Source organism: Pseudonocardia bannensis, assembly GCF_012911875.1.
Lineage (GTDB): Bacteria > Actinomycetota > Actinomycetes > Mycobacteriales > Pseudonocardiaceae > Pseudonocardia > Pseudonocardia bannensis.
Genome location: NZ_JAAXKZ010000076.1, coordinates 1 through 18180, shown reverse-complemented (window position 1 = coordinate 18180; position 18180 = coordinate 1). Strand labels below are relative to the sequence as shown.

The window sequence follows — 18180 nt, the reverse complement described above, 5'->3', positions numbered from 1 at the left end:
CGGCGCGCTCGTCGATCTACAGGTCGTCGGGAGCCTCGATGAGGCCCAGCTGCTGTGCCCGGACCACGGCCTCGAGCTGCGAGCGCACCCCGAGCTTGGAGTGCAGCGACTTCACGTAACCGCGGCAGGTGTGCAGGCTGATACCGAGCACACGGGCGATCGACTTCGGGGGCATCCCACGCCCCAGGCAGTTGAGCACGTCGAGCTCGCGCTGGGTCAGGGTGGGCGCCGGGGCGCTGGAGGGGCGCGGGGCGGTCGGCGGACCGCCCGGGCCGAACGTCGACGGCGCCACGAGCATCGATCCGTTCCGGACCCGGCGCAGCACGTCGAGCATCTCGTCCAGTGAGCCGTCCTTGGGCACGAACGCCGACGCGCCGGCCTGTGCGGCACGCACGACCCACTCCGGGTCCCGGTGCGCGGAGACGACCGCGATCACCGACTCGGGCGCGATCTCCCGGATCCGCCGGGTCGCGGCGAGCCCGTCCTGGCGGGGCATCTCGATGTCCATCACGATCACGTCCGGCCGCAGCTCCTGGGCCGCGGCGATCGCCTCGCCGGCATTGAACGCGGTACCCACGCACTCCAGTCCCGGTTCGGTCGACAGCGCGAACGACAGCAGGTCCGCGAAGGTCTTGTGGTCGTCCACGACGAGGACCCGCAGATTCCGGGCGGTGTCCGGACCATCGGTGACGGTGTCGTCGCTCCGCATGCCCTTGCCGGTCGGCGACTCGTCGATGTCGGAGGGACGTCCCATACGACCACCTTCATGTCCGATACCCGCGTTGATTCGGCCGGACGGTCCACCTTGTTACATCATGTGTGGTACGGCACAACCTAGTGGGACTGTCAACGGTGGGAGGGCCACGTTTTGGGGATCGTCTGACGTCCCCGACTGCTCGATCCTTGAAGTACGGCAGTGCTGACCGCTGCTGTCCGACCGAAGACGGAGTCACCGTGATCCGCGTCCTGCTCGTCGACGACCACGCCGCTGTCCGCACCGGCCTGGCCGCGCTGCTCGACGCCATCGACGACCTCACGATCGTCGGTACCTGCGCGGACGGCGCAGAGGTCCCGGACGCGGCGGCGCGGCTGCAGCCCCACGTCATCCTCATGGACATCTCCATGCCATCGGTGGGGGGCATCGAGGCCACCGCACAGGTGCTGACCGTCCTGCCCTCGGTGCGCGTGGTGATGCTGACCAGCGCGGTCGCGGGCAGGGCGGTGCACGAGAGCCGGGCGGCCGGGGCGGTCGGCTACGTGCTCAAGCACGGCAGCTGCGAGGAGATCGTCGAGGCGGTGCGGACGGTGGCCGGGGGCGGCACGGCCTGGTGCCCCAAAGCGGTCGAGGCCCTGCGCCACGCCGAGCCCCGAACGGCCTGAGCGGCGGCAGGCCTCAGGCGTCCGCGAGCCGGGATGGGAAGCCGCCGGTGGCGACCGGACCCCAGCGCGTCGGCGTGATCCGGATGAGGGCCTTGCCCTGCTTCGCCATCGCCTCGCGGTACTCGTCCCAGTCCGGATGCTCGCCGGAGACGGAGCGGAAGTACTCGACCAGCGGCTCCAGCGCCTCCGGCAGCGTGAGCAGCTCGGCATCGCCGTCGACCTGCACCCAGGGGCCGTTGAACTCGTCGGAGAGCGCGATCACCGAGGCGCGCCCGCGGCGGGCGATGTTGACCGACTTGGCCCGTTCCGGGTACGTGGCGATCACCAGCCGGCCCTCGGAGTCGACCCCGCCGGTGACGGGGGAGCCCTGCACGCCGCCGTCCGCGCGCGAGGTCAGCAGGATCAGCCGATGGCGGGGGCGGAGGAACTCGATCAGCTCGGCGCGGTCGACGGTGGTGTTCGTCGCGATGGTGCGGGCCATGGCCAGACCCTAGATCGGGTTCGCGCGCGCCGCCCGGGGCAGTAGGGTCGCATCCGATGAGCACCCTCTTCACGAAGATCATCGACGGTGACCTGCCCGGGCGGTTCGTCTGGTCGGACGACCGCGCCGTCGGCTTCCTCTCGATCAACCCGCTCGGGCCGGGCCACACCCTGGTCGTGCCCCGCGAGGAGGTCGACCACTGGGTGGACGCCGACCCGGAGCTGATGCGGCACCTGACGGCCGTCGCGCAGACCATCGGCCAGGCGGTCAGCACGGTCTGGCAGCCGCCGCGGGTCGGGCTGATCGTGGCCGGCTTCGAGGTGCCGCACCTGCACGTGCACGTGTTCCCGGCCTGGGACATGAGGGCGTTCGACTTCGCCACGGCGGCGAAGTCCGTCGACGGCGCCGAGCAGGACGGTCACGCCGAGAAGCTTCGCTCCGCACTGCAGCAGGCCGGGCACGGCGAGCACGTGCCCGCCGCCTGAGATCCGTGCAGCTCATCCTCGTCCGGCACGCGCTGCCGCACCGCGTGCGGCCCGCGGATCTCGCCGACGGAGCCACCGCGGACCCGGGGCTCACCGAGCTGGGGGAACGGCAGGCCGAGCGGCTCGTGGGCGCGCTGCGGGCCGACCGGATCGACGGTCTCTACAGCAGTCCACTGCGCCGTGCGCAGGGCACCGCCGCCCCGCTCGCGGCCGCCCTCGGGTGCACCCCGGACCTGGTGCCCGGCCTGCGCGAGTACGACGCGGACCAGAATCACTACGTGCCGGTGCACGACATGCCTCGCGTCGACCCGGCCGCCTGGGAACGGATGCTCGCCGGGCTGCTGCCCGAGCACATCGACGCGGACGCCTTCCGGGAGCGGGTGGTCACCGCGGTCGAGGCGATCGTCACCGCCCACCCCGGCCGGGAGAGCGCCGTGCTCGTCGCCCACGCCGGGGTGATCAACGTCTATCTGGCCCACCTGCTCGACATCCCGCGAACGCTGGCCTTCCCGCTCGACTACACCGGCGTCACGCGGGTGATCGCGGGCCGCGACGGCCGGCGCGCGGTGCGGACGGTCAACGAGATCACCCATGTCGCGGACCTGCTCGCCCAGGTGACGGGCACCGGATCGGCGGCGCGCCCCTCGTCGTCGTGACGTGGTCGCAACCCGGGTAGGGCACGATCACGGGGATGGCGAACACGCGCATCGGCGGTGTCGCCGCGCGATCCCGACCTCGGATCGTCGGCGTGCCCCGCGAGGTCAAGAACCGTGAGTACCGGGTGGCGATCACCCCGGCGGGAGTCCGGGAGCTGACCTCCCGGGGTCACGAGGTCGTCGTCGAACACGGTGCCGGGACCGGCTCGGCGCTGCTCGACGACGACTTCGCCGCCGCCGGCGCGCGGATCGCCCCCGACGCCGACGCCGTGTGGGACGCCGCCGCCCTCGTGCTCAAGGTCAAGGAGCCGGTCGCGGAGGAGTACCACCGGATGCGGCCCGACCAGGTGCTGTTCACCTACCTGCACCTGGCCGCGTCGAAGGAGTGCACGACCGCCCTGATCGACGCCGGGATCACCGCGATCGCCTACGAGACCGTGCGCCTGCCGGACGGGTCGCTGCCGCTGCTCGCGCCGATGAGCGAGGTGGCGGGCCGGATGGCGCCACAGGTCGGGGCGCACCACCTGCAGCGCACCGAGGGCGGACGCGGCGTCCTGCTCGGCGGGGTGTCCGGGGTGGCGGCGGGCAAGGTGGCGGTCATCGGGGCCGGCGTGTCCGGGATGAACGCCGCCACCATCGCGCTCGGCCTGCAGGCCGAGGTGGTGGTGCTCGACACCAACATCAACCGGTTGCGCCAGATCGACTTCAGCTACCGCGGCCACCTGCAGACGATCACGAGCAACGCCTACGAGATCGAGCGGGCCTGCCTGTGGGCCGACCTCGTGATCGGCGCCGTACTCGTGCCGGGGGCGAAGGCCCCCACCCTGGTGAGCAACGAGCTCGTCTCCCGGATGCGGCCGGGTTCGGTGCTGGTCGACATCGCGACCGACCAGGGCGGCTGCTTCGCCGACTCGCGGCCCACCACCCACGACGACCCGGTCTTCCGGGTGCACGACTCCCTGTTCTACTGCGTGGCCAACATGCCAGGGGCGGTGCCGAACACCTCCACCCAGGCCCTGACCAACGTCACGCTGCCGTACGTGATCGCGCTCGCCGACAAGGGGCCGGCGCGCGCCGTCGCCGATGATCCCGCGCTCGCGGAGGGCGTCAACGTGGTGGGCGGGCGCGTCGTGCAGCCCGAGGTGGCCGCGGCGCACGGTCTCGAGCACGTGGCGCTGTCCGACGTCCTGGGCTGACCGGCGGCCGCCACGGGAGGTCCGCATCGGACCACGACCGGATTGCGCCCGTTCAGCCTCTGTCCACCGTTCGGGGGAGTCGCGGGTCCCGAGGCTGACCAGGCGCGTACAGGTGCCTACGCTCGGTTCATCGTCACGCCGCGGGGGTCGGGGGGACTTCGCTTCGCGGTGGTGGTCCGTCACGGGGGAGGATCGCGACCTGATGCCGGGGGAGCGCGCGCGCGGTGACGGACTGACCCAGGTCTTCCGCATCCCCGAGTTCCGTGCGCTGTGGGCGGCCGAGCTGATCTCGGCCGCCGGCGACCAGCTCGCCCGCATCGCCCTCGCCGTCCTCGTCTACGGCCGCACCGGCTCCGCCGGTTGGGCCGCGACGGTCTACGCGCTGACCTTCCTGCCCGCGATGCTCGGCGGCGTGCTGCTGGGCGGGCTGGCCGACCGCCACCGACGCCGCGAGGTCATGGTCGTCGCCGACGTGGCCCGCGCCGGGCTGGTCGCAGTGATGGCGATACCGGGGCTGTCGTTGTGGGCGCTGTGCGCGCTGCTCGTCGTCGTCGTGCTGATCTCGGCCGTGCACAGTGCCGCTCAGGCGGCCCTGCTGCCCGCCGTGCTGCCCGGCGAGCACTACGAGCGCGGTCTCGCCGTCCGGCAGATCACCAGCCAGGCCGTGCAGCTGGCCGCCTTCGCCGGTGGCGGTCTCCTGCTGCTGGTCGTCAGCCCGGTCGTGGCGCTGGCAATCAACGCGATGAGCTTCATCGTGTCGGCCGCCGTGCTGCGCTTCGCGGTGGCCGAGCGTCCGGTACCGGACCGGGACCCCGAGGAGTCCGACCCGGATGAGGGCACGGATCCCGCACCACCCGGGCGACCGCGCCGCTCCATGCTCCGCGACGGGATCGACGCGTTCGGCCGGATCATGGCCGACCCCTCGCGGCGGGCGCTGCTCTGCCTGGTCTGGCTGGTCAGCTGTTACGTCGTGCCGGAGGCGCTCGCCGCTCCCTACGCGGCGTCGTTCGGTGGGGGGCCGCTGGCCGTCGGCCTGCTGATGGCCGCCGATCCGATGGGCAGCGTCGTCGGCGCGTTCCTCTTCTCCCGGTTCGTACCGGCCCACCGCCGCAGCCGGCTCGTCGGGGTCATCGCGGTGCTGGCCGGGGTGCCGCTCGCGCTCTGCATCCTGGCTCCCGGTCTGCCGGTCTCCATCCTCCTGTGGGCGGTGTCGGGTGCGCTGGCGACGGCCTACCTCGTGCAGGCTCAGGCACTGTTCGTCCGGGCCACCCCCGACGCCCAGCGGGGCCGCGTGGTGGGCGTGGCGGCCTCGGGTCTCGTCGCGACGCAGGGCATCGGGGTCTTCGCCGGGGGCCTGCTCGCCGATGTGTGGAATCCGACCGTGGCGGTCGCCGTGGCGGGCGTGACCGGCAGTGTCCTGGCCGTCGGAGCCGCCCTCGCATGGCGGTCGGCCGACCGTTCCGGACGGGACGCGCCCGTCGCGGCCGGGGTGCCCGGCGGGCACTGAGGACATCAACGGCGGGACCCGCCCGGGTCACCAGTTCTTGTTGCGCATCGCGCGTCCCTCTCGTGTCGTCGCAGATCAGGGTCACCAGTTCTTGTTGCGCACAGGTCGTCCTCTCCGGTCCGTCGCGTCGTGCATCCGAAATGATCACCAGTTCTTGTTGCGCACCGTTGCCGCCTTTCCGTTCGCGGGCGAATCGACACCGATCTCGATCACCAGTTCTTGTTGCGCACGGTCGTTCCCCTCTGCTCGTGCCGGCCGGACGATCGATGATCACCAGTTCTTGTTGCGCACGACGTCGTCCTCCTCCAGGTGCTGGATCGCGTGACCGGTCAACGAAACGTTCCGGCCTTTCGGTGCGAGGTCATCCCCAGTTCTTGTTGCGCCGGTTCCCGTTCTGCACGACCACCACCCCACCTCCATCCGTTCTCGTTGATCATTTGTCCGCTCGTCACTGCCAGTTCTTGTTGCGCACGACCCGCACCTCATTTCGATGTTCCGACACGATTCGACCGCAGGCGGACCGGGTCCGTCGAACCCGGCCTGGGGTGCGTCCGCCACGCGGCGGCGGATGACAGGGCACCGAGGCTCGACTAGGCTTCACACCAGGTGACACTCGAATGACTGAGAGTATGGATGTCCTCCGATCAGGGTGAACACGCTGCGCCATGGTCATCACCGGCGTGGCTGCGGCGTGTCACCCGGTGGGCGCTGTGGTCGCTGCCGGCCCGTGTTCGCACACCGGTTCTGGTGGTCGAGGCGACGGCGGTGGCGCTGGTCGTCATGCACGTGCTGCGCACGGATTCCTGGTCGACGGGCCTGTCCGGGTTCATCGCGCTGTGTCTCATCGGCGTCGCGCACACCGAGATCGCGGTCGGGGTGGAGCGGATGCGGCGCCGGGTCACCGAGGCCCCGCACGTCGACCTCAGCTCCGTGTGGACCTTCGCCGGAGCGGTGCTGCTGCCGCCGGTCTACGCGGTGCTCACCGCCCTCGTCGTCCACAGCCACCTGTGGTGGCGGGCGTGGCGGCCCCGGGTTCCGGTCTACCGACAGCTGTTCAGTACCGCGACGGTGGTCCTCGCGTGCATCGCCGCATCGGCGGTGATGCACTCCGTAGGGCCCGGCGGGCCGGCGGGGGTCGTCCGCGGTGGCGCCGCCGAACTGGCGGCCCTCGGCCTGGCGCTGCTCGTCTACACCACCGTCAACAGCGGCCTGATCGCCGGCGCCATCGCCGTGAGCACCTCCCGGCCGACGGCGGCCCAGGTGCTCGGCCACTGGGACGAGAACATGCTCGAGATCGCCACCCTGTGTCTCGGTGCCCTGACCGCGGTCGCCCTGGCCATCAACCCGTGGCTCGTGGTGCTGGTCCTGCCCCCGCTGCTCGTCCTGCACCGCGCGGTCCTCGTGCGCCAGCTCGAGGAGGCGGCGTCCACCGACAGCAAGACCGGCCTGCTGAACGCGGCGACCTGGCATACGCAGGCCGAGCGGGAGATCCGCCGGGCGGCGCGTCAGGGCTCGAGCGCGGCGGTGCTGATCCTCGATCTCGACCACTTCAAGGCGGTCAACGACCGGCACGGTCATCTCGCCGGGGACCGGGTGCTGTCGGCCGTCGCCGAGGCGCTGCGGACGGAGGTCCGCGACAACGACCTCGTCGGCCGGTTCGGCGGCGAGGAGTTCGTCGTCCTGCTGCCCGGACTCGACGGTGGCGCGACCGGTCGCGACGAACTGCACGTCGTGGCCGAGCGCATCCGGCACCGGGTGGCCCGGCTGACCGTCAACATCCCGACCCCCGACGGTCCGCTCACCGTGACGGGGTTGAGCGTCTCGGTCGGCGGCGCGCGGTTCCCGGGCGACGGCGCGGACCTCACGGGCGTGATGGCGGTGGCGGACACGGCCCTCTACGAGGCCAAGCGCGCCGGCCGCAACCTCGTCCGGATGGGCCTGCACATGCCCCCCGCCGAGCCGCTGCGCCGTACCGGTACCGAACCACCGGCCCCATCGTCCTGACGGCCCCGGTCGCCCCGTCCCCTCACCCAGCGGCTCTCCGTCCACGGTTCGTCACAGCCGTTCCGCCCACCGTGCAAGGTCGTCACTCCCCGCAGTAAGCGGCGCTGAAGATCCACCCCCTTGAGGGATCTTGGTGGCACTGACATCGCAATCCGGCGTCACTAATGTCCTGTACGACACCGGACAGTGTGCGGGAGGGGAGACTCTGTCGTGTACGAGCCGGCATCCCGAGCGCGGTTCATCACCCGATGGGCGGTATGGCGTCTCGACAGCCGGGTCATCGCCTCCATCCTTCTGGTGGAGTCGGCGGTGCTGGCGCTGGTCGTGACGAGCGCCGCCCTCGAGCGCGTCACGCGCGAACACCTCGTCCTGACGGCCTGGCTGGTCGCCTTCGGAGTGCTGCACACCGAGGTCGCCACGGGTATCGAGCGGATCCGCCGGCAGGTCGCGGGGACCTCGTACTTCGACCTCAGCTCCGTGTGGACCTTCGCCGCCGCGGTGCTGCTGCCCCCGGCGCTCGCCGCCGGCGTCATCGTGGTGCTCTACGTGCACCTGTGGATCCGGGTGTGGCGGCCCGCCCGCGTCCCGCTGTACCGGCACGTGTTCACCACCGCGACCGTCGTCCTCGCGGCGTTCGTCGCCCACGTGGTGACGAGCCGGGCCGGGGGGATCCAGGGCTGGCCGGGCGACCTGTCCAGCCTCGGCACCATCGCGCTGGCCATCCTGCTCTACGTCACGGTGAACACCGCGCTGGTGGGCGGGGCCATCGCGCTGACCAACCCACCGGCGCGGCCGGGGGAGCTGCTCGGTCACTGGGACGACAACGCGCTCGAGATCGCAACCCTGTGCCTGGGCGCGCTCGCCGCCATCGCGCTGACCGCCAACCCCTGGCTCGTGGTGCTGGTGCTCCCACCGCTGCTCGTGCTGCACCGCGCGGTGCTCGTACGCCAGCTGGAGGAGGTCGCGAACACCGACGGCAAGACGGGCCTGCTCACCGCGGCGGCCTGGCACGCCCGCGCCACCCGGGCCATCGGGCGCGCCGAGAAGGCGCGCGAGTCGGTGGCCGTGCTGATCTGCGACCTGGACCATTTCAAGGCCATCAACGACATGCACGGCCACCTCGCCGGCGACCAGGTCCTCGCCGCGGTGGCGACCGCGCTGCGCGCCGAGGTCCGTGGCCGCGACCTGGTCGGCCGCTTCGGGGGGGAGGAGTTCGTCGTCCTGGTGCCCGATCTGCCGCTGGAGAACGGCGGACGGGCCGAGGTGCACGCGGTCGGCGAGCGTATCCGGCACCGGATCTCCATGCTCACCGTCGCGGTCGACACCCCGGACGGGGCGCTGACCGTCTCCGGCCTCGGCATCTCCGTCGGGGGCGCCGTCCTCCCGCCCGAGGGGGCGACACTGGAACAGGTGATGAAGATCGCCGACGCGTCGCTGTACGCGGCCAAGCGTGACGGGCGCAACACGGTGCGCATCGCGGGCCTGGCGCAGATCCCGGCCGCGCGCAACCCGACGGCCTGACCCGCGGGTTCCGGCCGGGCCGGACGGCGCGCCGGAACGACCGTCGCGCTCGTCATGCCCGCCGTCCACCGGTGGGAAGATCCGGGCGTCCGTAAAGTGGGGCCCGTGAGCGTGTTGCGATCCGTCCGTGGCCCGGCCGATCTCAAGCGGCTCGACGCCGCCCAGCTCACGGAGCTGGCGGCCGAGATCCGCCGGTTCCTGGTCACCACGGTGTCCCGGACCGGGGGCCATCTGGGCCCCAACCTCGGCGTGGTCGAGCTGACCATCGCGCTGCACCGGGTCTTCGACTCGCCGCACGACAGCCTCATCTGGGACACCGGGCACCAGGCCTACGTGCACAAGATGCTCACCGGCCGCCAGGACGGCTGGGACCGGCTGAAGAAGACCGGAGGGCTGTCCGGTTACCCGAGCCGCGCGGAGAGCGAGCACGACCTCGTCGAGAACAGCCACGCGTCGACGTCGCTGTCCTGGGCCGACGGGCTCGCCCGCGCCTACGCGCTGACCGGCCAGCAGCGCCACGTGGTCGCCGTGATCGGCGACGGCGCGCTCACCGGCGGGATGGCCTGGGAGGCGCTCAACAACATCGCCGCTGGTCGTGACCGCAACGTCGTCATCGTCGTCAACGACAACGGCCGCTCCTACGCCCCCACCATCGGCGGGCTGGCCGACCGGCTGGCCTCGCTGCGGCTGCAGCCGGGCTACGAGCGGTTCCTGGAGGCGGGCAAGCAGACCCTGCGCGGCACCCCGATCATCGGGCACGTCCTGTATGCCGGGCTGCACGCGCTCAAGGCCGGGGTCAAGGACGCGATCAGCCCGCAGGAGCTGTTCTCCGACCTCGGGCTCAAGTACTTCGGCCCCGTCGACGGGCACGACGTCACGGCCATGGAGTCGGCGCTGCGCCGGGCCCGGCACTTCGGGGGGCCGGTGATCGTGCACGCCGTCACCCGCAAGGGCAACGGCTACCCGCCGGCGGAGAACGACGAGGCCGAGCAGATGCACAGCCCGGCGGCGTTCGACCCGGAGACCGGCCTGCCGACCGGGCCGCCGTCGGTCGGCTGGACCAGCGTGTTCGCCGAGGAGATGGTCGGCCTCGGCGCCCGGCGCGAGGACGTCGTCGCGATCACCGCCGCAATGCTCGGACCGACCGGCCTGGCCCCCTTCGCCGAGGCCTACCCGGACCGCTGCTTCGACGTCGGGATCGCCGAGCAGCACGCGCTGACCTCCGCCGCCGGGCTCGCGCAGGGCGGCCTGCACCCCGTCGTCGCGCTGTACTCGACGTTCCTGAACCGTGCCTTCGACCAGTTGCTCATGGACGTCGCGCTGCACGGCCAGGCCGTCACGCTCGTGCTCGACCGGTCCGGGGTCACCGGCAGCGACGGTCCCTCGCACAACGGCATGTGGGACCTGTCGATCCTCGGGATCGTGCCCGGGATGCGGGTGGCGGCCCCGCGCGACGCCGCCACGCTGCGCGAGGAGCTGGCCGAGGCGGTCGCCGTGGACGACGGGCCGACCGCGCTGCGCTTCCCCAAGGGTCCGGTGATCGAGTCGGTACCGGCGGTCCGCCGCATCGGCGGGGTCGACGTGCTGCGGGAGCCGGCGGCGCCGGCCGGGGGAGCGCTCGAGGGTCCCGACGCGGTCGACGCCTCGGTGCTCATGGTGTGCGTCGGTGCGTTCGGCGAGCTGGGGGTCGCGGCGGCCGAGCGGCTGGCCCGCCAGGGTGTCGCGGTCACGGTGGTCGACCCGCGCTGGGTGCTGCCGGTCCCGGAGGTGCTGATCGGGCTCGCCCGGGAGCACCAACTGGTCGTCACGGTTGCCGACGGCGGGCGACACGGTGGGTTCGGCTCCGCGCTGGCCGATGCGCTGCGCGCGGCCGAGGTGGACGTGCCGCTGCGCGACCTCGCGCTGCCCCAGGAGTTCCTCGAGCACGGCAGTCGCGCCGATGTCCTGGCGGCCGTCGGGCTGACCGCGCAGGACGTCGCCCGCCGGGTCACGGAGTGGGCGGCCGCGTTGCCCGGGTGCCGGGCGGGTGCCGTCCCCGAGGTGTCGGATGTGTCCGCGGCGCCGGAGCTCCCGGAGGCGACCGGGCCCTCGGAGGAGCAGACGCGCTGATGCGGGTGCTGGTGGTGGAGGACGAGCGGGCGCTGGCCGATGCGGTGGCCCGTGGTCTGCGCCGCGAGGGCATGGCCGTGGACGTCGCCTATGACGGGCCCAGCGGGCACGAGAAGTCCGCGGTCACCCGCTACGACGTGGTGGTGCTCGACCGGGACCTGCCGGGTATGTCGGGTGACGAGCTCTGTGCGCAGATCGTCGCCTCCGGCGTCACCACCCGGGTCCTGATGCTCACCGCGAGCGGCACCCTGGCCGACAAGGTCGACGGGTTGTCCCGGGGCGCCGACGACTATCTCGCGAAGCCTTTCGACTTCCCGGAGCTGGTGGCCCGCTGCCGTGCCCTGGGCCGCCGCGCGACCCCCGCGGTGCCCCCGCTGCTCGTGGCCGGGGACGTCGCGCTCGATCCCGCGCGGCGCACCGTCCACCGTGCCGGCCGCCCGATCGAGCTGACCCGCAAGGAGTTCGGCGTGCTCGAGGTGCTGCTCGGGGCGGGTGGTGCGGTGGTCAGCAGCGAGGAGCTACTGGAACGGGTCTGGGACGAGAACGCCGATCCGTTCACCACGACGGTCCGGGTCACGGTGATGACCCTGCGCAAGAAGCTCGGCGACCCCGGTGTGATCGAGACGGTCGTGGGCGCCGGTTACCGGGTACCGTCCGCGGGCTGAACCGTCGTGGCCGAGTTCGCGGGGTCGCCCTCCGGTGTCACCGGGCGCGGCGTCGACGGGCGCGGCGGCGGGCGTCCGCGAGGAGGAGGCGTGACCGAGCCCGGCAGGCCGGCGCCGGGGCGACGGCGATGGGGCCCGGCCCGGCGGGGGCACGGCCCAGGGCTGCGACCGCGGTTAACCGTGCTCGCCACGGCGCTGGTCGCGCTGGCGAGCGCGCTGCTGCTGTGGCTCGGCTGGCTGCTCGTGGGCGGGGTGGCCCGTGCCGTGCCGGCGCTGCCGGTCGGCAGCACGGTCCGGGTCGGCGGCCTCGACGTCCCGGCCGACCGGCTGCGCGAGGCCGTGGGTGCCGCCGCCCGGTCCGACGTGCTCCGTGCGGGCCTGATCGCGTTCCCGCTGGTCGTGGTGGCCGCTGCGATCGTGTCGTGGGTGCTCGTCGGCCGGGTGCTCGCGCCTCTGTACGCGGTCACCGAGACCGCGCGACGGTTGACCGCGGACTCGCTGGACCAGCGGACGGGGCTGCGTGACGTCCGCGGCGAGGTGGCGGAGCTGGCCGCCGGGTTCGACGCGATGCTCGACCGGCTTCAGGCGGCGTTCGACGCCCAGCGGCGGTTCGTCGCCAACGCCAGCCATGAGTTGCGGACGCCGCTGGCCGTGCTGCGGACCGAGGTCGACGTGACGCTGGCCGACCCGGCCGCCGACATCCAGGAGCTGCGGCGCATGGGCGCGGTCGTGCGCGAGGCCACCCGGCGCGCCGACGACCTGGTCGCCGGGTTGCTGATGCTGGCCCGGGCCGAGGGCGCCGAGCACATCGAGGCCCGCCCGGTCGACCTGGCCGACATCCTGGCCGCCGGGCTGACCTCCACGCGCGGCGCGGCCGGTGTCCGTGGACTGCGGGTGGTGGCGCAGCGCGCCGCTGCGCCGACCGTCGGGGATCCGGTGCTGCTGGAGCGGGTCGCCGGAAATCTGCTGGAGAACGCGATCCGGCACAACGTGGCCGGCGGATGGATCGAGGCCTGCGCCCGGCCGGCGCCCGACGGATGGGCCGAGCTGCGCGTGGCCTCGAGCGGTCCGGAGATCCCCGCCGACCGCGTCGACGAGCTGTTCGAGCCGTTCCGCCGGGGGCCCCGGGAGCGGACGGGCGAGACACCCGGATCCGGCCTCGGGCTCTCGATCGTGCGGGCGGTGGTGTCGGCGCACGGGGGAGCGGTGCACGGCGAGCCGGTGCCGGGCGGGGGCCTCGCCGTCTCGGTGCGGCTCCCACCCGATGCGAGCAGGCGCGGGGACGCACACCGGAGCTGACCGCGGGAGCGTCGCCGGGCCACCCTGCGGGAGGCCGGGCGCGGGACCGGCGGCGGCCGCGTCGACGATCGTGGTCGGCGTGGCCGGCGTGGCCGGCTGGAGACCGCCGCAGCGAGGGCCCCCCGGCGGAGCGGCGGTGTGGAGCAGCCGGTCGGCGAACCACGCGGCGCCGACGGACCGACTCGGCGTGCCGGCCGCTCAGGTCACGGGTGGTCGGTCAGCGCCTGCTTGAGCAGCGGGGCGGTCAGCTCGATCTGCCACGGCCGGGCACCCCCGGCCTGCAGCGCGGCGGCGACGTCCCCGTCCGCGGGCGGGTCCCAGCAGATCCGCCGGAGCAGATCGGGCTGCAGCAGGTTCTCCACCGGCACGGACCACTGCTCGCTCAGGTCGGTGATGCCCGCCCGCGCCGCGGAGAGCCGGGCCGCGGCCTGCGGGTCGCGATCGGCCCAGCGGGCCACCGGCGGCGGCCCGTCGGTGGGCGCCGCCGAGCGCGGCAACTCCTCCGGGTCCAGCCTCGCCGCGGCGGACAGCGCGGCGTACCAGTAGTTCGTCAGACGCCGCTGCGATCGGCCACGGAAGACCGGCATCGAGGCCAGCGCCTGCGGTGAGTCCGGCGCGGCGATGGCCGCGTCGACGATGGCCGCGTCGGGCAGTACCCGGCCCGGCGCGATGTCCCGCTCGGCGGCCAGCCGGTCGCGCGCCTCCCACAACGATCGGACGCCGGCCAGCGGACGAGGCTTACGGATCTTGTGGATCCCCGACGTGCGCCGCCACGGCTCGGACCGCGGCGGGGGTGGCGGAGCGGTCCGGACGGCTTCGAACTCCTGTTCGGCCCACTCCAGCTTGCCCTGCTCGGTCAGCAGCCCGGCCAGCACGTCACGCAGCTCGATGAGGACCTCGACGTCCAGCGCCGCGTAGACGAGCCAGTCCTCGGGAAGTGGACGCCGCGACCAGTCGGCCGCGCCGTGTCCCTTCTCGAGCGCGAGCCCGAGCAGTTGCTCGACCATCGGGCCGAGCCCGACCCGCGGGAGGCCCGCCAACCGCCCGGCCAGTTCGGTGTCGAACAGCCGCGACGGCACGAGCCCCACCTCGGCCAGGCAGGCCAGGTCCTGCGAGGCGGCGTGCAGCACCCATTCCGGCCCGGTCAGGGCGGGCGCGAGCTCGCCGAGATCGCTGTCCAGCGGTATGGGGTCGATCAGCGCGGTCCCCGCCCCGGCCCGCCGGAGCTGGACCAGGTAGGCGCGCTGGGAGTACCGGAACCCGGACGCCCGCTCGGCGTCCACCGCCACCGGTCCTTCGCCGGCGGCGAAGGTCTCGGCGGTACGGACCAACCCGGACCGGTCGGCGACCACGGGTGGGAGACCGCCGGCCGGTCGCAGCAGTGGGACCGGCTCGACCGTCGGCACCCCTGGATCGGTGCGCTGATCGGTTGGGTTGTCGGCGTGGTCGTCCGAGGTCAGCGGATGACTCCGGCCCGCATCGCCAGCGCGACCATCTGCGCCCGGTCCCCGGTCCCGAGCTTCCGCCCGATCCGGGACAGGTGGCTCTTCACCGTGAGCGCGGACAGGCTCAGTGCCTCACCGATCTCCTTGTTCGACTGCCCGTCGGCGACGAGTTGGAGCACCTCGACCTCGCGAGCCGACAGCTCGCGCGGCGTGTTGTCGGTGCCCGGTACCCGGGTCCCCGTGGCGAGCAGCGGGGCGACCGTCGGATCGGCGTACACGCCGCCGTCCAGGACCCGCTTCACGCCGTCGGTGACCACCGCCGCCGAAGCCGACTTGAGCAGGTAGGCCTGCGCCCCGGCCTGGAAGGCCGACCGCACGGCGTACGGGTCGTCCGAGGACGCCAGCACCACCAACCTGTTCCAGCCCAAGGACCGCAGCTCGGTCACCAGGTCGAGGCCACTGCCGTCGGGCAGGCCCAGATCCAGGATCGCGAGATCGCACGGTCCGTTCGCCTGCGCCCTGGCCCGTGCCTCGGCCACCGAAGCGGCCTCGTACACCGTTCCCGCCCCCATCGAGCGCAGCCGTGCGGCGATCGCCTCACGGAGCAGTGGGTGGTCGTCGACCACCAGCACTGAGAACAACTCTTCCCGCGGGTGCGGGACCATGGCGGGCGACAGCACGGCTCCTGTCGAGCCGCGCAAGGGTGCGCCCTGGCCCACAACGGCCACGTTACTACCTCCCTGGAGTCGGTCGTTGCCCCCCGACCGGCACCAGAACCTCGGCCGACGGAGAGTTGCGCCCGACCGCCCGAGGAGGTGTCGTGGAGGAAGCGTAGCCCCCCAAGCGGTCTAACGTCGTGTATCCGATCGAACTTGTCTCGATGAAAGTTACAGCGTTGTGGGACGCCGTCCACCCCATCGAGTGATCCGACACGTGTTGGGGGACAGGGAAGAGGGCAGTCGGTCCCGCGGTCGGGACCTTCGGCACTGGTGATGGCGTGAAAACCGGCACGGGCGATCACACCGTTCGCTGGGCGAGCGGGCGGATGCCGACCGGGGGGAGCCCGGCGGCGGTCGCGATGAGAGTGCAGAACGCCTCCGCGTGCGGGGCGAGGTCGGCACTGGTCGGCGTCCATGACGCCCGCAGCTCGACGTCGTCCTCGCGACCGGGCCCGGCGATGTCGCCGAAGCGCACCGATGAGGTCTGCGTCACGGTGCCGCCCAAGGCGATGTGCTCCGCACCCGCCTGCTGTAGGGCCTCGGTCAACCAGGACCACCCGACGACCGGTAGCAGTTCGTCGCCGAGCTGCTCGGGTTCCAGGCGCGCCTGCACGAAGCACACGAGACGGAACGCGCCCTCCCACTTGTCCTGCCCGGCCGGATCGTGCAGGAGGATCAGCCGGCCGGACGTGTCGGGGGCGTCGAGGTCGTCGAGGCCGTCGCCGCGGTGGCCGATGTCGGCCTCGACGCTGAAGGCCCAGGCGTAGGGGGCCAGTCGCGGCGGAGCCTCCAGCGCGGACACCACGAGTTCGGGTCGCGGGCGTACTGAGGACAACGACGCGACCGCGCGGCGGAACGGTGGTGGCACGGTCTCGTCGGGCACGAGCGGGGACTTTAGGTCGCGGATCCGACAGCCGGCGGCAGGCGCGCCGGGATCCGATCGGGCGACGCCCAAGGGGGCGTGGGAGAATGCACACGTCATGGCTGCCCTTCCTCCGCCCGCCTCCGCCGTTCTCCACCGGCCCACCGGTTCCCCGGGCCCCCGCCGCGACCTGCGGTCCGCGCCCTTCCTCGCCGCCGCGCGCGGGGAACGACCGTCACGGCTGCCGGTGTGGTTCATGCGTCAGGCCGGACGTTCGCTGCCCGAGTACCGCGCGCTGCGGGCCGGCACCGAGATGCTGCAGGCCTGCCTGGACCCGGGCCTGACGTGTGAGATCACGATGCAGCCGGTCCGCCGCCACGGCGTCGACGCCGCGATCCTGTTCAGCGACATCGTGGTCCCGCTCTACGTCGCCGGGATCGGGGTCGACATCGTCCCCGGCACCGGGCCGATGGTCGGGCACCCGGTGCGCACCGCCGCCGACGTGGAGCGCCTGCCGCAGCTCGACCTCGAGCAGGTCACCCCGGTCACCGACGCGATCGCGCTGCTGCTGGCCGAGCTCGGTGAGACGCCGCTGATCGGCTTCGCCGGCGCGCCGTTCACGCTGGCCTCCTACCTGATCGAGGGCGGCCCCAGTCGCAACCACGAACGCACCAAGGCGCTGATGCGGTCGGCGCCGGAGGTCTGGCACGCGCTGCTCGCCCGACTCTCCGACATCACCTCGACCTTCCTGCAGGCGCAGGTCGCCGCCGGGGTCGACGCGGTACAGCTGTTCGACTCCTGGGCGGGTGCGCTGTCGGAGCGTGACTACCGCGAGTTCGTGCTGCCGCACTCGGCCGCGGTCCTCGGCCGGCTGGCCGACGCCGGCGTGCCGCGCATCCACTTCGGCGTGGGCACCGGCGAGCTGCTGGGCGCGATGGCCGAGGCCGGGGCCGACGTGGTCGGCGTCGACTGGCGGATCCCGCTCGACGTGGCGGCGCGCCGGGCCGGCGGCACCCGGCCGGTGCAGGGCAACCTCGACCCGGCGGTGCTGTTCGCCGACTTCGGCTCCGTCGAGAGCGAGGTCCGGCGGATCGTCGCCGAGGGGCGCCGCACGCCCGGGCACGTGTTCAACCTGGGTCACGGCGTGCTGCCGGAGACCGACCCGGATGTCCTCACCCGGGTCGTCGAGCTGGTCCACGACCAGCCCGTCTAGTGGCCGCGCCGCGCATCGCGGTGGTCGGGGCCGGGGTGTCCGGGCTCGCCGCGGCGCACCGGCTGCGGGCGCTGCTCGGCCCGGCCGCCGAGATCACCGTGCTGGAGCGGTCCGACCGCATCGGCGGGGTGCTGCGCACGGTGGAGCTGGCCGGGGTGCCCTACGACGTCGGCGCGGAGGCCTTCCTGGCTCGCCGTCCCGAGATCCCCGCACTGCTCGACGAGCTGGGCCTGCGCGAGCAGATCGTGCACCCGACGGCGGCGGCGCCGACCGTGCGGGCCGGCGGCCGGACCGTCGGGTTGCCGGGCGGAACGCTGCTCGGCGTCCCCACCAGCGCGGCCCGGCTGGACGGCGTGCTGTCGCCCGCCGGGCTCGCGATCGTGGCCGCTGAGCCGGCGCGTGCTCTGCACTGGGAGCCCGGTGGCGACGTGGCACTCGGCCGGCTGCTGCGGGACCGCTTCGGCGACGAGCTGGCCGATCGGGTCGCCGACCCACTGCTCGGCGGGGTGTACGCGGGGCGGGTCGATGCGCTCGGCCTGCGCCCCACGATCCCGGCGTTGGCCGCCGCCCTCGACGCCGGCGCGCCGTCCCTCACCGCCGCAGCGGACGCCGCCGCTCGCCCCGCCCCCGCACCACCC

The 18180-nt window shown here is 73.2% G+C and carries 17 protein-coding genes; 12 read left to right on the top strand and 5 right to left on the bottom strand.

Going from position 1 to position 18180, the window contains the following annotated elements; all coding sequences use genetic code 11:
* Nucleotides 1-16 precede the first annotated feature (16 nt).
* Nucleotides 17-754: a response regulator transcription factor gene (locus HF519_RS19095; RefSeq protein WP_169414340.1), complete on the bottom strand. Its 738-nt coding sequence runs from the start codon at nucleotides 752-754 to the stop codon at nucleotides 17-19.
* Between the two features lie 200 nt (nucleotides 755-954).
* Here HF519_RS19095 and HF519_RS19090 point away from each other — a divergent pair, with 200 nt between their 5' ends.
* The gene (locus tag HF519_RS19090; protein WP_169414339.1) at nucleotides 955-1380 is read left to right on the top strand and encodes a response regulator; all 426 of its coding nucleotides are present in this window, start codon (nucleotides 955-957) and stop codon (nucleotides 1378-1380) included.
* A 13-nt stretch (nucleotides 1381-1393) separates the two neighbouring features.
* Here HF519_RS19090 and HF519_RS19085 read toward each other — a convergent pair whose 3' ends face one another.
* On the bottom strand, nucleotides 1394-1861 hold the full coding sequence (locus HF519_RS19085; protein ID WP_169414338.1) for a PPOX class F420-dependent oxidoreductase: 468 nt from the start codon (nucleotides 1859-1861) through the stop codon (nucleotides 1394-1396).
* A gap of 56 nt (nucleotides 1862-1917) precedes the next feature.
* Between HF519_RS19085 and HF519_RS19080 the strand changes: the two genes are divergently transcribed.
* The 9 genes from HF519_RS19080 (at nucleotide 1918) to HF519_RS19040 (ending at nucleotide 13303) form a co-directional block, all read left to right on the top strand.
* Complete coding sequence (locus HF519_RS19080) at nucleotides 1918-2346, top strand: HIT family protein (protein ID WP_169414337.1); 429 nt, start codon at nucleotides 1918-1920, stop codon at nucleotides 2344-2346.
* Nucleotides 2347-2351: 5 nt separating this feature from the next.
* Complete coding sequence (locus tag HF519_RS19075; protein ID WP_169414336.1) at nucleotides 2352-3002, top strand: histidine phosphatase family protein; 651 nt, start codon at nucleotides 2352-2354, stop codon at nucleotides 3000-3002.
* Between the two features lie 35 nt (nucleotides 3003-3037).
* Entirely contained in the window at nucleotides 3038-4198 is a 1161-nt protein-coding gene (gene ald, locus HF519_RS19070) for an alanine dehydrogenase (RefSeq protein ID WP_169414335.1), read from the top strand.
* Between the two features lie 202 nt (nucleotides 4199-4400).
* Nucleotides 4401-5705, top strand: a complete 1305-nt coding sequence (locus tag HF519_RS19065; RefSeq protein ID WP_169414334.1) for an MFS transporter — start codon at nucleotides 4401-4403, stop codon at nucleotides 5703-5705.
* A gap of 747 nt (nucleotides 5706-6452) precedes the next feature.
* The gene (locus HF519_RS32970) at nucleotides 6453-7709 is read left to right on the top strand and encodes a sensor domain-containing diguanylate cyclase (protein WP_169414333.1); all 1257 of its coding nucleotides are present in this window, start codon (nucleotides 6453-6455) and stop codon (nucleotides 7707-7709) included.
* Between the two features lie 210 nt (nucleotides 7710-7919).
* On the top strand, nucleotides 7920-9230 hold the full coding sequence (locus HF519_RS32965; protein WP_169414332.1) for a GGDEF domain-containing protein: 1311 nt from the start codon (nucleotides 7920-7922) through the stop codon (nucleotides 9228-9230).
* Between the two features lie 105 nt (nucleotides 9231-9335).
* Nucleotides 9336-11339: a 1-deoxy-D-xylulose-5-phosphate synthase gene (gene dxs / locus HF519_RS19050; RefSeq protein ID WP_169414331.1), complete on the top strand. Its 2004-nt coding sequence runs from the start codon at nucleotides 9336-9338 to the stop codon at nucleotides 11337-11339.
* On the top strand, nucleotides 11339-12004 hold the full coding sequence (locus HF519_RS19045) for a response regulator transcription factor (protein ID WP_169414330.1): 666 nt from the start codon (nucleotides 11339-11341) through the stop codon (nucleotides 12002-12004). Before dxs ends, HF519_RS19045 begins: the two co-directional genes overlap by 1 nt.
* Nucleotides 12005-12184: 180 nt before the next feature.
* A complete protein-coding gene (locus tag HF519_RS19040; protein WP_312860207.1) occupies nucleotides 12185-13303 on the top strand; it encodes a sensor histidine kinase in 1119 nt (372 codons plus the stop codon).
* Between the two features lie 203 nt (nucleotides 13304-13506).
* Here HF519_RS19040 and HF519_RS19035 read toward each other — a convergent pair whose 3' ends face one another.
* From HF519_RS19035 to HF519_RS19025, 3 genes are all read right to left on the bottom strand, one after another.
* A complete protein-coding gene (locus HF519_RS19035) occupies nucleotides 13507-14709 on the bottom strand; it encodes a ribonuclease D (RefSeq protein ID WP_169414328.1) in 1203 nt (400 codons plus the stop codon).
* Between the two features lie 50 nt (nucleotides 14710-14759).
* Nucleotides 14760-15413: a response regulator transcription factor gene (locus tag HF519_RS19030; protein WP_169414346.1), complete on the bottom strand. Its 654-nt coding sequence runs from the start codon at nucleotides 15411-15413 to the stop codon at nucleotides 14760-14762.
* Between the two features lie 352 nt (nucleotides 15414-15765).
* Nucleotides 15766-16350, bottom strand: coding sequence for a DUF3000 domain-containing protein (locus HF519_RS19025; protein WP_312860206.1), 585 nt, complete (start codon nucleotides 16348-16350; stop codon nucleotides 15766-15768).
* 97 nt (nucleotides 16351-16447) lie between these two features.
* Between HF519_RS19025 and hemE the strand changes: the two genes are divergently transcribed.
* The gene (hemE, locus tag HF519_RS19020; protein WP_169414326.1) at nucleotides 16448-17542 is read left to right on the top strand and encodes a uroporphyrinogen decarboxylase; all 1095 of its coding nucleotides are present in this window, start codon (nucleotides 16448-16450) and stop codon (nucleotides 17540-17542) included.
* A partial coding sequence (hemG, locus tag HF519_RS19015) for a protoporphyrinogen oxidase (protein ID WP_169414325.1) occupies nucleotides 17542-18180 on the top strand: 639 nt, incomplete at its 3' end. The genes hemE and hemG, both read left to right, overlap by 1 nt.

Bases quoted from the DNA above. Each gene is read 5' to 3' on its own strand.
- HF519_RS19095 (WP_169414340.1), bottom strand. From the start codon at position 754: ATGGGACGTCCCTCCGACATCGACGAGTCGCCGACCGGCAAGGGCATG.
- HF519_RS19085 (WP_169414338.1), bottom strand. From the start codon at position 1,861: ATGGCCCGCACCATCGCGACGAACACCACCGTCGACCGCGCCGAGCTG.
- HF519_RS19080 (WP_169414337.1), top strand. From the start codon at position 1,918: ATGAGCACCCTCTTCACGAAGATCATCGACGGTGACCTGCCCGGGCGG.
- ald (WP_169414335.1), top strand. From the start codon at position 3,038: ATGGCGAACACGCGCATCGGCGGTGTCGCCGCGCGATCCCGACCTCGG.
- HF519_RS19065 (WP_169414334.1), top strand. From the start codon at position 4,401: ATGCCGGGGGAGCGCGCGCGCGGTGACGGACTGACCCAGGTCTTCCGC.
- HF519_RS19045 (WP_169414330.1), top strand. From the start codon at position 11,339: ATGCGGGTGCTGGTGGTGGAGGACGAGCGGGCGCTGGCCGATGCGGTG.
- HF519_RS19030 (WP_169414346.1), bottom strand. From the start codon at position 15,413: ATGGTCCCGCACCCGCGGGAAGAGTTGTTCTCAGTGCTGGTGGTCGAC.
- hemE (WP_169414326.1), top strand. From the start codon at position 16,448: ATGGCTGCCCTTCCTCCGCCCGCCTCCGCCGTTCTCCACCGGCCCACC.